Genomic DNA, 13,661 nt, shown 5'->3' on the forward strand with positions numbered 1-13,661 from the left:
CGGGCTACTCGAAACTTTCCGGCAGCGGCGACCCGTGGACCTGCACCTTGTGAAGCGTGGGCCGGCGGCGGTGGTCTGGGCGGCAACGCGGCACTAGCGTGCGCGAAAACATTCTGCGATTCGGCGAGAAATTTTCCATCCACGCGGAGATTCACCGAGCCGTGCCACCTTCGGAGGTTCCCATGCGAAGACTTTCCTTTCCGCGCCGCGGCCGCCTGGTCGCTCTGGCCATGGCCATGCCGCTCGTCGCCGTGGGCGCGGTTGCCGTGACCGTCGTGCCCGCCTCCGCGGCGACGAGCGCGTCAGTGTCCGTCAACGCGGGCCAGTTGCTGGCGAAGATCCCGGCCACCGGCGTCGGGACGAACGTCGCGGTCTATGACGGCGCCATGAACAGCTCGGCCAGCGCTGGGCTGCTGAACACCGGCGGCTTCCGCGTCGTGCGCTACCCGGGCGGCTCGTACTCGGACGGCTACCACTGGCAGACGAACACGATGCAGGGCGGCGGATACGTCGCGCCGAACACCGACTTCGACTCCTTCATGGGCACCGTCAAGTCCGCCGGCGCGCAGGCGATCATCACCGCGAACTACGGCTCCGGCACGCCGCAGGAGGCCGCGGCGTGGGTTCAGTACGCGAACGTGACCAAGGGCTACGGGGTGAAGTACTGGGAGATCGGCAACGAGGTCTACGGCAACGGCGAGTACGGCGCCAGCTGGGAGATCGACACCCACACCAGCCACAGCGCCACGACCTACGCGAACAACCTGCTGCAGTACGTCTCCGCGATGAAGGCGGTCGACCCGACGATCAAGATCGGCGCTGTGCTGACCACGCCGGGATCCTGGCCGGACGCAATCGTCGGGTCCGGCGACTCGATGGACTGGAACCACACGGTCCTGTCCATCGCCGGTCCGAAGATCGACTTCGTGATCGTGCACCACTACCCGAACAGCACCGGCGAGGCGAACCTGCTGGGCAAGCCGCAGGCCGAGATCCCGGGCATGGCCAACACACTGCACTCGCTGATCAACCAGTACACCGGGAGCAACGCGCCGAACGTCGGCATCGCGGTGACCGAGGCGAACGCGAACGCTTACAAGGACACCGCGCCCAACGGCCTGTTCGCCCCGGACGAGTACCTGACCTGGATGGAACACGGCGCGTTCAACCTCGACTGGTGGGACATGCGCAACGGCACCGACTGCAGCGCGGTGACCACGGTGGACGGTGCGACCGATTACAACGACGGCGGCATGATCTCCAGCGGTGCGTCCTGCGAACCGCCCGCGCAGACCCCGTTCCCGCCGTACTACGGTACCGAGATGATCACCAAGCTCGGCTCGGCGGGTGACTCGCTGGTTCAGACGAGCAGCTCCACCTCGCTGATCTCCGCGCACGCGGTCAAGCGCGCCGACGGCGACGTGGATGTGATGCTCATCAACAAGGACCCGAACAACGCCGCCACGGTCTCGCTGTCCTACAGCGGGTTCACCCCCTCCTCGGCTACGCCGACGGTGTATTCGTACTTGAAGAACGCCACCGCCATCGGTTCGGCCGCCGCCGGCAGCGCCGGCAGCCAGACCGTGCCCGCCTACTCGATCGTGGTGGTGCAGTTGCATCCGGGCGGCGGCGGCAGTCCCAGCCCCTCGGCCTCGTCGTCCTCGTCGCCGTCCTCGTCGCCGAGCGCGTCCCCGTCGTCCTCGCCGAGCGCCTCGGCCAGCCCCACAGGCGGCACCGGCTCGGGCACCTGCAAGGTCAGCTACGTCAAGAACGAGTGGCAGGGCGGGATGACCGCGAACCTCACCGTGACCAACACCGGCGGCGCGAGTGTCAACGGGTGGACTCTCGGCTTCACCTTCCCCGGCGACACCAGGGTGACCAACGCCTGGAACGCCAACGTGACGCAGAACGGCTCGGCCGTCACCGCGGCGAACCTGTCCTACGACGCCACCATCCCCCCCGGCGGGAACGTCTCGTTCGGCTTCCAGGGCACGTGGACCGGCAACGACGCCAACCCCTCCGCGTTCACGCTCAACGGCGCGAGCTGCGCGCTGGGCTGATCGCGCGCGCATCCCGTGGTTCCCCGGCCATGCGACGGCCGGGGAACCACGGCCGCTCGGGGGTCCTCGGCGAACGCCCGCGGGTGTGCCCGGGCTCCGACCGCGCTCCGGCTCCCGGGCCGCCCGCGGCCGGCGGGTGCCAAAATGGCGGTGGTCGCGGTCGGCGAACTCGTCCGGTCCTGCCTCAAGCGGATCTCGCGAACGAGACGAGCGCGCCCGTGACCAGGTGAGGGGAGGAAACCGTGGCCGACAACGGATCGGGAAGGCAGGCAGTGGACGTAGACACCCCGCGGAGCAACGCGCGTGGTCCGGTCACCATCGCGTACATCGCGCAATCAGGCGGGGTCTCGATTCCCACCGTTTCCAAGGTGCTCAACGGCAAGAAGGGCGTGTCCGACGAAACCCGGGCCCGCATCGAGGAGCTGATCAACAGATACGGGTACCGCAGGCCACCGAACCGCAGCAACGTCGTCGAGCTCGTATTCCGCGAGCTGGAGAGCATGTGGGCGGTGGAGATCATCCGCGGCGTCGAGCGGGTGGCCCGCAAGAACCGGGTCGGGCTCATGGTCTCCGAGTTCGGCCTTCACGACACGGCCGCCGCGTCCATGGACGACACGGTGGAACGGCGTCCGCGATGTGTGCTCTCGGTCGCGCAGCTCTCGGACGAGGAACGCGACCAGTTACGGGCGAAGGGCATCCCGTTCGTCGTCTTCGACCCGACCACCGACCTGCCCGACGACGTGCCCTTCGTGGGCGCCACCAACTGGCGGGGCGGCCGGTCCGCGACGCAGCACCTGATCGAGCTGGGGCATCGCCGCATCGCCATGATCAGCGGACCGGACGACGTGCTGTGCGCCCGCGCACGGCTGGCCGGATACCGCACGGCGATGCAGGCCGCCGGCCTCACGGTCGCGCCCGACCTGGTGATCGGCGCCCCCTTCACCCACGAGGACGGCTACGCGGCGGCGTGCACCCTCCTGGCCCGGCCCGATCGGCCCAGCGCGATCTTCGCGGGCAACGACCTGCAGGCGCTCGGCGTGTACCGGGCCGCCCGCGTGGCCGGCCTGCGCATTCCGCGGGACCTGAGCGTGGTGGGGTTCGATGATCTGCCGATCGTGGCCTGGGCGGATCCGCCGCTGACCACGGTCCACCAGCCGCTGACCGAGATGGCGATGGCCGCGACCGAACTGGCGCTGGCTCTCGGCCGCGGCGAGGAGCCCGCACAGGTGGGGGTGGAGATAGCCACAACGTTGACGGTCCGCGACAGCACGGCTGCGCCGGGACCTGACCTGGCCTGACCTGACCTGACCTGACTTGACTTGACCGGGCCGGGCCGGGCCGGCGGCGTGGCGCGCGGAACCAGGGTTCTTTCTTTCGTCAGTTCCCGCAGAAGGGCAGGCCCGGTTCCGGCTGGTCGTCCGAGCCGCCGGCCAGGTCGACCGCGGACACCCAGCCGAAGGTGCCCTGCGCCGACTCCGTCCACGCCCACCAGTGGTTGTGGAAGCCGTTGAACGAGTACTGCGCGCCGGAGGACTGGCAGTAGAACGGCTGGGGGCCCGGGGCGATGGCGCCGGCCCGGTCCAGCGTCCCGGCCTGGAACACCGGGGCGCCGTCGGCGCGGCCGACGGTGCATTCGAACTGCCCGGGAGCCAGCTTCGCGCAACCGCCCGTGCCCGCGGCGGCCGCGGTGTAGCGCAGATACGGCGTGATCGGCGCGTTCGGGGTGACGTTCGACGTCGCCCCCTGATTCACGGCCTTGGCCGACGCCGTCGGCTTCGTCGTCGCGCCGCCGCCCGCGCCCGCGGCCATGTTCGTCGCGGCCGCCGACGATGTCGCGGCGCTCGCGCCGGCGCCCGTACCTGTGCCAGCGGGTTTCGCGGCCTGCCCGTTGCCGGGCATCGCGCCGGCGGCGGTGCGGGTGACGTGCAGCGCGTCCGCGCTGGGCATCGCGCCGATCACGGTTCCGGCACTGCTCATCGCCTGGCGGCTGAGCACGACCCCGAGAGCCAGCCCGGCGACCACACTGACCGCGAGGAAGACGGCCGGGGCGTGCCGCTTGCGCCCGGTCCTGACGAACGCGGCGTCGCGACCGTTCTTCGCCGAGCCGCGTCCGGCGCGCTCGCCGCCGCGGCCCGCGCCCGGATCGGCGTCCTGCTCCAGGTCCAGTTCGACGAACGGCACCGGTTGCGTCGCCGTGGTCGCGCCGAACAACTCGTCGAGCGTCTGCTCGCGTGTTATATCAGCATTCGGATAAGCCATCGCCAGCGACTCCAGCCGCCCGGCCACGATCGCCGCCGAGGCGGGCCGCGCCGCCGGGTCCTTCGCCAGCAGCCACAGCACCAGTTGGTCGATCTCCGGCGCCACCTCCGGGCGCCAGCGGCGCACCGGCGTCGGCTCGTCGTGCAGGTGCCGGTGCAGGATGGTCAGACTGTCGTCGGCAGGGAACGGCGGCAGGCCGGTCAGCAGGACGTAGAGGACGCAGCCGACCGAGTAGAGGTCCGAGCGCACGTCCGCCTGAGCTCCCATGATCCGCTCAGGGGCGGTATACGCCGGGGTGCCCAGGCTGTCCGCGCCTGTGCGCGTCAGCCGTTCGGTGAAACCGGCGCCCTGCAGGAACCCGGCGATGCCGAAGTCGAGCACCTTCACCACGCCGTCGTGGTTGACCATGATGTTGGCCGGCTTGATGTCCCGGTGCAGCACCGCGGCCTCGTGTGCGGCCTCCAGCGCGCGGCTGATCTGCACCCCGATGGCCAGCGCCGCGCCGATCGGCATCGGGCGCCCGCCGCGCAGTTCGTCCAGGTTGCACCCGGTGACCAGTTCCATCACGACGAACTGGTGGCGCTGGTACTCGCCCTGGTCGTAGACCGCGACCACGTTCGGGTGGGTGATGCGCGCCACCGCGATCGCCTCGCGGGTGAAGCGGTCCGCGGTCTGCGGGTCGGCGCTCGGGTCGCCGAGCACCAGCTTGACCGCCACGTCGCGGCCGAGCCGCTCGTCGCGTGCCGCCCAGACCTCACCGGTGGCCCCGAGGCCGAGCCAGCGCGCGAGCCGGTAGCGGCCCGCGATCAGGGCTCCTTCGTCGATCTGCTGGGAGTAGTGGTGTTCGGTGCTGGTCACAGGTCCCCCCTGTTCGGGCTCGCTGCGGATGCGTGGCGTGGCGTGGCGTGACGGGGCTCGGGGCTCGGGGCTCGGGCGTCCCGCGCCGGCGTGCGGCGCCGGCGCGGGACGGTTGTGGGTGTTTCGGATGGACCGGCAGGGGCGGTCAGCCGCCGTAGTTGTAGCCGCCCCAGTAGCTGCCCTTGCCGCCGCCGCGCAGCGGGCCGGTGGCGCTGAGGTTGTTCTGCAGGTCGTTGACGTAGTACAGCCACTTGCCGTCCCAGCTGGGGGCCAGGCCGAACAGCGCGCCCGCGCCCGGCATCGACCCGGCGACCGCGGTGGTGTCCAGCGCCTTGACCAGCGCGACCTGGCCGCGCAGGCTGATCGCGATCAGGTTGCCGTTCTCGCCGTTGACGGTCAGCAGCAGCCCGCCGAACGAGGTGAGCCCGAGCGGCATCTTCAGCAGCCCGGCCTCGGCCAGGGTGAATCCGAGCCCTGCGCTGTTGTGCCGGGTGGTCGCCCAGTTGATCTGCGCGATCCGGTTCGCCAGGGTGTCGGCGACGAACAGCGTGTTGCCCACGAGCGTCACGCCGGTCGGACCCTGCACGAAGCCGTCCTGGCTGACCATCTCCGGGAAGCCGGAGCCCACGATCACCGCGGTGTCGACGCGGAAGCGCTGCTGGGTCACGTCCAGCTTGAGCCGGACCACGGTGCCCTTGTTGACCTGCTGCCCGACCCGGCCGTTCACGCCGTTGAGGACGTTGCTGACGAACAGCTGGACGTCGTCGCCGTGTTCCCAGGCCGACATGCCCCACGGGCCGTTGATCCCGTGGCCGGTGATCACGGCCTTGGCGTGCCCGAGGCTGTTGAGCACGATCAGGCAGCCGGACTTCGCGGTCTTGTACGTGCCGTCGGTGGTCGGCAGGCTGCCGACCACGACCCAGCCGTTCTTGAGCACCACGAGGGCGGTGGTCAGGCCGATGCCGCCGGGACAGGTGGAGGGCAGCCGGTTGGGTGTGAGCCAGGCGAACAGCGTCTGCCTTCCGGTCCGCGGGTCGACCTCGACGATGCTGCTGCCGGTGCCGTTGAGGTTCGCCTTGTTGTTGTAGTTGCTCACCAGCACGTCGCCGGCCATCAGGTGTCCGACGCTGCGCGGCACGACCGCGACGCCGTACGGGTTGACGTCCCCGTTCGACGGGACCGTGGAGGACACCGTCTTGAGGGTGGTGGTGCCGGTGGCGATCTGCGGTGACCATCGGGCGGAGAATGCCGTGTTGGACACCGAGGAGTTGTTCCCGTGTCTCCACGGCGAGGCGTAAGCGGTCGTCAGTGCCCCGGCGGCCAGGGCGAGCGCCGCGGCCGACCCGATGCCGATCCGGACCTTCGTTCTGCTCAACATGTCGCTGAACACACTCCTTGAGTTCTTGTTGCTTCAGGCTTTGTTCGGCGTGGTGCCGAGGGCGAGGCTGCGGACGGTTATCGGCCAAGCACGCGGGAACCGCGGATCCGGTTCAACCCGATGGGCCGCGGGCGTATTACGAAACGCTGACGCGCCCTGACGCGCCTGCACCCTGACGCGCCCTGACGCGCCTGCACCCTGACGCGCCTGCACCCTGACGTAGCCGCATATGAGAACTCGTGGAACAGCTGGTGCGCTGTCAGCCGGCCGACGCGGTCGGCGGCCGGATTGAACCGCTCTCGAAAACCTTGCGTGCTAGCGGTCACGCGTGCGCCGAGCCGATCGGCCCGGCGCCTCCGACAGCTACGGAAAGGGCGTGATGAGCACGTGCGCCGTCCTCTAGCAGCCCGCTTCTGCGCTCTTGCCGTCCCGTTGGGGGCGGCCGGCGCGCTGCTGCTGTCCGTCGGACCCGCTCACGCGGGCACCGGCTACGGCCAGCTGATCGTCAACCCGGGCACGGCCGCGCCCGGACAGAGTGTCAGCGTCCTGGGGACCTGCCCGAACAACGGCCAGGGCTTCGGCGGCGTGAAATCCGCGGCCTTCGTCGGCGGTTCCGCCTCGGTGACGCAGAGCTCGATCAACTTCTCCGGCTCGGCGACCATCGCGCCGGGTACGTCCGGCACCTACACGGTCTCCGCGGACTGCGGTTCGGGCAGCCCGTCGGTGACGATCACGGTCTCCGGTTCGGCCGTCGCGCCCCCGCCCTCGACGCAGCCGGCCGATCCGACATCCCAGGCCGCGGCGCCGCCGCCCGCGACGACGCCGGCCTCGGCGCCCGCGATGCCGCGGCCCGCGGCCGGCGGCGGCGCGGCGGGCGGTGGCATGAGCCCGGCCAATGCGCGGCCCGCCGCTCCCGCGGCGAGTGGCGCGGCGACGGCGACGGGTTCGACGGCAGCGCAGGCGATGTCCCCGATGCCGGGTACGACCGCGGCCGGGAACGGTCCGGTGACCAGCACGGGCATCGTGCGGGTCGGGCTGGCCGGGTCGAGCCGTTCCGCACTGACCACAGCTGGAGCCGCGGCCATCGCCGTGGCCCTCGCGCTTGCCGGCGGGGTCGGATTCCTGGTGATCCGCCGTCGACGCAACACATCGGGTACGCACTTCTAAGGAGCGAGAGTGTCCGCATCCAGTTCGCACGGTCGGCCGCGGGGTCAGGAACCCGGCCAGCCGCTACGCAGGTCGTCAAGGGTCGAGTCGACCCGGGCGCGCCGGGAGCGTCGCAGTTGGCGGACTCGCAAGGTCGGCACGATTTTCGCCGCCATGCCGGTCGTGGTGATCGCCGCTGTAGGCATAGCCATGGCCTCGCCCCTGCATCATCATCATCACAACAACAACAACAACGCGGGCGGCGCGGTGGCGTGTGCGAACCCTGCCACGGGCGTCTCCGGGTCGACCGCGGCGGGCGCAGCCGGTGCGGCGAACGGGACCGGCGGCGCTGCCGGCACGGGTACGAGCACGATCGCCCAGGGCGGCAACTACGGCGGTTACGGCGGTTACGGTGGCAACACCAAGCACCACCACAACCACGCCACGGCCTCCGCCACGACCACGTCGAGCATGGCGGCCGGAACCGGCATGAACACCGGCACGGGTGCGGGCACGGCCACCGGGACCACGACAGGCATGACGACCGGTAACGGCGGCGCCATGGCGACGACCTCCGCCGCCGCGGGCATTGGCACTGGCACCGGCACTAACACTGGCACCGCGACCAGCACGGCCGCGACGACGACTTCCGCCGCCGCCGCCGCGTCGCCGTCGGCGACCAAGGCGTGTGCGACCGCCACCGCCACCGCCACCGCCGCCGCCGCTGCCACCACGTCCGCCACCGCCGCCGCCGCTGCCACCACGTCCGCCGCCGCCGCAGCCGCGGCGACTCCGAACCCGAACTGCACGCTGGTCGTGCCGCCCAACCCGCTCACGGCGCAGGGCCTGGCGACCCCGTACCAGTTCACCGCGACCAACGCGGCGATGGGCCCGTGCCACGAGGCGAACATCAACCAGAGCGCCTTCGTCCAGGCCACCGTCTACGACCCGGCCACCGGCGCGCTGTCGATCTACGATCCGCTGGTGGTCGACATGGGCACGCAGCCGGCCGCCGCACCGGTCGTGCCGACGCTCCCGGCGAACGCCGTCGTCGGCATCTGGTTCGGCTTCAACGCCACCAACCTCACCTTGCAGGACTCGAACGGCAGCCTGGCCGCGGGCAAGTGCGTCAACGGCATGGGCGCCGGCGACGTGTTCGGCCAGTTCGCGTACTGCAACTCCCCGGCGTTCTTCGCGGCGGTCAACCAGGGCATCCAGGCGGGGATGGTCACCGTGCCGAACCCCGGCACCGCGACCGACGGCCAGCCGTGCGAGACGCTGCGCGACTTCGCCCTGATCGACCAGGACCAGAGCGACAACGTCACCACCGCGTACCTCGCGAACGGCAACGGCCAGATCGCGCAGAAGACCGCGACCACCGCGGCGGCGATGGCCGGCGCGACCACCATCTCCAACCCGAGTGACAACGGCCTGCTGGACGCCTTCGTGGACCCGGCTCTCGGCTGCGCGCCGTGGACCGCCCCGGACCTGGCGAACAACAACACTCCGACCACGTCGCTGGGCCTCGACGAACTCCAGGCCAACGCCTTCGCGCACACTCCGGTGGCGCTGGTCCCGGCCAACGACCCGATGACCCTGGTCAACGGCAACATGAGCAACACCAAGACCAACCTGTACCGCGCGGGCGTGGACCAGCCGCCGCTGCCGGCCGGTGAGAGCCCGGCTGTCTACTGCGGCGACATGGACAGCATCCAGAGCGCTCGGCTCCAGCAGGACGTCAACCTCCTGATCAACCAGACGTCCCCGAACGCGGCGGCGGCCAGCAATCTGTTCACCTTCCTCGGGATGCGGCTGCAGCAGTCCTTCGGCAACCTCAACTGCCAGAACTTCGGCCTGAAGAACCCGGTGACCACGCTCGGCATGAACGGCAACGTGGTGGTCTCGGTGGTCTTCACCCAGATGACCAACGCGGTCACCGCCGGCGCGGGCAACCCGGCGCAGAAGTGCCTCAACACGGCCGGGGCCACGGCACAGATGAACTGCGCGCTCACCGCGGTCGGCGTTGCGGCCAACGGCAACGGCCAGGCGATGGCCCCGATGCCGATGCCGACCCAGACCGCCACCCCGCGTCCCTCGGGCGACATGCGCAAGCACAGCGGCCACCACTGGTAAACCCTGGGCCACCGGCGATGCGGATTAAGGGGACTGATGACGCGGGCCAGATGGTGACAGGGAGCGGATGAACACGGCAGAGACGCGCCGCTGAGGACTGGGAACGCAGTCCTGTGAAGCACCCGGCCCGCGTACCCTGGAAAGTCAGGGTACGCGGGCCGCTCGCATGCGCCGGATCTCGCCAGCGGCCCATTGTCGTCGGCCGGGACGGGCGCGGGCACGACCTCACGAGTGCGCGTGCTCGGGCAGAGTGAGGATCTCGGCGCCGTCGCGGGTGATGGCGATCGTGTGCTCACTGTGTGCCGTCCGGCAGCCCGTCGCGCTTCGCAGCGTCCACCCGTCGTCGTCGGTGACGAGCTCGGCGGTGTCCGCCATGACCCACGGCTCCAGCGCCAGCAGCAGCCCGGGACGCAGTCGGTAGCCGCGGCCGGGCCGCCCGGTGTTCGAGACGTGCGGGTCCTGATGCATCGTCGATCCGACGCCGTGGCCTCCGAACTCGGTGTTGACCGGATACCCCGCTTCGCGCAGGGTCGAGCCGATGGCATGGGAGATGTCGCCGATGCGAGCCCCGGGCCCGGCTGCGGCGATCCCCGCGCGCAGCGCCCGCTCGGTCGCGCTGATCATCGCGACGCTCTGCGGCGGCTTCGACTCGCCCACGATGAAGCTGATGGCGCTGTCCGCGACGATTCCGTCCGTTGAGACGGCGAGGTCGAGCGACAGCAGATCGCCGTCGGCGAGCGTGTAGTCGTGAGGCAGTCCGTGCAGCACGGCGTCGTTGACGGACGTGCAGATGTAGTGACCGAACGGGCCGCGCCCGAAGGACGGCGCGTAGTCGACGTAGCAGGACACCGCCCCGGCCTCGACGATCATGGTCTCGGCCCATCGGTCGATGTCCAGCAGGTTGGTACCCACTACACTGCGGCTCTTGAGGGTCTGCAGAATGCGCGCGACCAGGGCACCTGCCTGCTTGGCTCGGTGCAGTTCGGTCGGGCTCAGGATCTCGATCATGCGGCGCCATTCCCGGTTGCCAATAACTATCCCGGCCATGTTATCCCGGTATTAGTATCGGGACCATGGTCAGGTTGCCGCTCACACCCGCGGAGGTCGAGCGCGGACAGCGCCTCGGTGCCCTCTTGCGTCGCGCCAGGGGAGAGCGCTCGATGCTTGAGACCGCGCTCGAAGCACGCGTGTCACCGGAGACCCTCCGCAAGATCGAGTCGGGCCGTGTGGCGACCCCCGCCTTCCCGACCATCGCGGCGATCGCCGCCGTCCTCGGCCTCTCCCTCGACGCGGTCTGGGCCGAGATCAACCGGCCCGAACCCGGTGACGAACCGGCCGGACCGGTGCGGGGCGCACGGGAACGACTGGCGTCGTACGGCTGAGACCCGGACGCGGTGCCGGTGCCCCTGCCCGTGCCGGTGCCCCTGCCCCTGCCCCTGCCTCGCGCGGATGCGAAGCCGACACAGGTACGCCCCCGAAGCAGACCGGTTCCGTCAGGCCGACCGTCGTGGCCGGTCGCGGTCCCGGCCGCCTCGGGGGCGAAGCAGGGCGCTGTTAGCCGCCGCTCGCGCGCAGCCGCGCGAGTCAGTGCACGGGCACCTCTAGCAGCGTCTTGCCGGTGGCGGTCACCACCTGGAACTTCGTGATCTCGTCGGCCTGCATCGCCACTCCGCCCGGAATGGTCGCGGTGCCGCTCGACGGCGCCCACCAGGTACTGGCCACGACGCGGTTGCCCTTGCCGTCGAGCGCCAGCAGCATGCAGTCGTCACCGGGAGGGACGTTGTGCATCGTCACCTGCACCCAGCTGCCCCACTCGGTCGCGTGGTACTGGACCGTGCCGGTGATGCCCATCGCCGTGTTGCTTCCATCGAGGGTCTTGCCGAAAGCCGACGGGGCCTTCGGACCCGCCGTCCCGGCGTACACGCCGATCACCGCGACCGCGGCCAGCACGCCGCCGGCCGCCGCGATCGACACGCGGCGCACGAGCGTGCCCGACCAGAGCCCGGCCAGGAAGCCGGACTTCTGATGCCCGCCGGAGCGCTGCCGCGCGGAACGGCGCCGCCGCGCCCGGCCCGAGTGACCGGAGCCGGCCGCCGCGGGGGAGAAGGAGTGATCCGAGCCGGCGGAGGCGTCGGCGAACCCGCCCGCGCCGCGCGCCGACGCGCCGGCGGCCGGGCCGTCCGGCACCGCCAGGCCCGAGGCCTCGCGAGCCGCGGCCTTCTCCAGCAGCCGCGTGAGCAGTTCGCCGTCCGGGGGCACCGGACCGGCGGCCATCTCGGTTTCGGTGATGCGGGCCAGGATCCCCGGGACGGCGGCCATCTCCCGGTACTCGGCGCGGCACGCGGCACAGTCCACCAGGTGCATGCGCACGTGGTCGGCCTCGGCCGGGTCCAGCGCGCCGAGCGCGTACGAGCCGAGCGAGATCCGCTGGTCCGGCGAGCAGGAGTCCGCCGGCGGCGGGTATCCGGGCGGGTAGCCGGGAGGTCCGGTCCTTCCCCGGCCGGACCCGGCGCCCGCGTGCGAGCGATCGGTCACAGAGTGACCCCCCGTTCCTCACAGGCGAGCCGCAGGGCTCTCAATGCGTAGTAGGTGCGGGACTTCACGGTCCCGGGAGGTATACCGAGCGTCTTCGCGGCCTGCGCCACCGACGCTCCATGGTAGTAGGTTTCCACGAGCACGGCCCGGTGCTCCGGGGAGAGCACCGAGACCACCTCGGCCAGTTCCCACGCATCCAGACTGCGGTCGTACGGGTCGGCCGAGGTGTCGGCCAGCGACTGCGCCCAGTCCTCCCCCAGGCGGCCCTCGCCGACCTCGGCCGGACGGGTCTTGCGCGCCCTGATCGCGTCGATGACCAGGTTGCGCGCGACCGTGAACAGCCAGTTGCGCGGCGAGCCGCGGGACGGATCCATCGCCTCCGGGTGTGTCCACGCCCGCAGCAGGGTCTCCTGGACCACATCCTCGGCTGACGAGCGGTCCCCGTGCAGCAGCCGCAGCGCGTATCCGAGCAGCGGTCCGGCATGCTCGGCGTAGAGCGCCCGCAGCCGCTCCTCGCTGGTGCGCGCCGGTTTTCGGGACTGATCCGCCTTGGTTGGCAGGGTTCTGCCAAACGACCGGTTCAACAGTTCCACTCCGAGTGGGTAGGGCTTCGGGAGCGTAGCGTTATCTGCCACGGAGTTCTCGCACCGCCGCTCCGAGCCGGCTGCTCAGTCTTCCGCCGCGGCGCTCGTACGACGGTTCCTGCGTGTCCTCCTCCTCGTTCTGCGGTCGGACGTTCTGCGCGTTCTGGCCGAGCCAGCCCGCCCAGTCCTGGTTGAGCATCCCGGCGAAGGTCTGCGTCGCCTCGGCCGGAGGCAGCGCGGGCGGCACGGCCGAGGCCACGGGCACCGCGGTGTCAGGGCCCGAGGGCAGCGCGGGCAGCACGTTCTGGGCCTGGCCGGCGGCCAGCATCGCCTGCTGCGCGGCAGCCCACTCGTATGCCTGCTGATACGCCTGGGTCATCGCGCCGTACTGCGGGCCGGAGCCGGGGACCGCATCGTCCACCCCATAGCCGAAGCCACTGCCGAAGCGGTAGCCAGGAACGTTACCGTACCCTGAGGGCGCAGGCGCCGGGTATTGCGGAACCGAGCCGAACTGCTGCATGAACTGATACTGACGTAGCTGGTCTGCGATCGGACCGCCGAAGACCAGCACGGCGACCCAGCTTTGCCCGTCGCCCAGGCTCTGCCCGTTTCCGAACATCTGGCCGAGGAACTGGGAGAGCATGGCCGGCCCGGTGTTCGGCGGCAGCATGCCCGCGCCCGGCATGGCCGGCCCGCCCGCCGCCGCAC

Annotated in this window: 10 protein-coding genes and 1 pseudogene; 5 read left to right on the top strand and 6 right to left on the bottom strand. The window is 70.9% G+C overall.

The genetic code is table 11. From position 1 onward, the window contains the following. The first annotated feature begins 182 nt into the window (after positions 1-182). Entirely contained in the window at positions 183-2,060 is a 1,878-nt protein-coding gene (locus KGA66_RS16985; protein ID WP_211469115.1) for a cellulose binding domain-containing protein, read from the top strand. A gap of 272 nt (positions 2,061-2,332) precedes the next feature. After that, on the top strand, positions 2,333-3,358 hold the full coding sequence (locus KGA66_RS16990) for a LacI family DNA-binding transcriptional regulator (RefSeq protein ID WP_211469126.1): 1,026 nt from the start codon (positions 2,333-2,335) through the stop codon (positions 3,356-3,358). A 79-nt stretch (positions 3,359-3,437) separates the two neighbouring features. On the opposite strand, the gene KGA66_RS16995 is transcribed toward KGA66_RS16990, so the two are convergent. Together KGA66_RS16995 and KGA66_RS17000 are read right to left on the bottom strand one after the other, a co-directional pair. Beyond that, a complete protein-coding gene (locus tag KGA66_RS16995) occupies positions 3,438-5,177 on the bottom strand; it encodes a protein kinase domain-containing protein (protein WP_211469116.1) in 1,740 nt (579 codons plus the stop codon). Between the two features lie 145 nt (positions 5,178-5,322). After that, on the bottom strand, positions 5,323-6,555 hold the full coding sequence (locus tag KGA66_RS17000) for a hypothetical protein (RefSeq protein WP_211469117.1): 1,233 nt from the start codon (positions 6,553-6,555) through the stop codon (positions 5,323-5,325). Between the two features lie 387 nt (positions 6,556-6,942). Between KGA66_RS17000 and KGA66_RS17005 the strand changes: the two genes are divergently transcribed. Further along, complete coding sequence (locus tag KGA66_RS17005) at positions 6,943-7,722, top strand: hypothetical protein (protein ID WP_211469118.1); 780 nt, start codon at positions 6,943-6,945, stop codon at positions 7,720-7,722. Between the two features lie 153 nt (positions 7,723-7,875). Then, on the top strand, positions 7,876-9,834 hold the full coding sequence (locus KGA66_RS17010) for a hypothetical protein (RefSeq protein ID WP_211469119.1): 1,959 nt from the start codon (positions 7,876-7,878) through the stop codon (positions 9,832-9,834). A 225-nt stretch (positions 9,835-10,059) separates the two neighbouring features. Here the strand turns inward: KGA66_RS17010 and map are convergent, their stop codons facing one another. After that, a complete protein-coding gene (map, locus tag KGA66_RS17015) occupies positions 10,060-10,842 on the bottom strand; it encodes a type I methionyl aminopeptidase (RefSeq protein WP_211469120.1) in 783 nt (260 codons plus the stop codon). A gap of 65 nt (positions 10,843-10,907) precedes the next feature. Between map and KGA66_RS17020 the strand changes: the two genes are divergently transcribed. Next, positions 10,908-11,216: a helix-turn-helix domain-containing protein gene (locus tag KGA66_RS17020; protein ID WP_211469121.1), complete on the top strand. Its 309-nt coding sequence runs from the start codon at positions 10,908-10,910 to the stop codon at positions 11,214-11,216. Positions 11,217-11,418: 202 nt separating this feature from the next. Here the strand turns inward: KGA66_RS17020 and KGA66_RS17025 are convergent, their stop codons facing one another. The 3 genes and pseudogenes from KGA66_RS17025 to KGA66_RS17035 all read right to left on the bottom strand — a co-directional run. Then, positions 11,419-12,369, bottom strand: coding sequence for an anti-sigma factor family protein (locus KGA66_RS17025; RefSeq protein ID WP_211469122.1), 951 nt, complete (start codon positions 12,367-12,369; stop codon positions 11,419-11,421). Then, positions 12,366-12,953: a sigma-70 family RNA polymerase sigma factor gene (locus tag KGA66_RS17030; protein WP_246507985.1), complete on the bottom strand. Its 588-nt coding sequence runs from the start codon at positions 12,951-12,953 to the stop codon at positions 12,366-12,368. The genes KGA66_RS17025 and KGA66_RS17030 overlap by 4 nt, the downstream gene beginning before the upstream one ends. Before the next feature lie 40 nt (positions 12,954-12,993). After that, positions 12,994-13,661, bottom strand: a pseudogene (locus tag KGA66_RS17035) (hypothetical protein); the annotation flags it as partial.

This window comes from Actinocrinis puniceicyclus (assembly GCF_018283645.1).
Taxonomy (GTDB): Bacteria; Actinomycetota; Actinomycetes; order Streptomycetales; family Catenulisporaceae; genus Actinocrinis; species Actinocrinis puniceicyclus.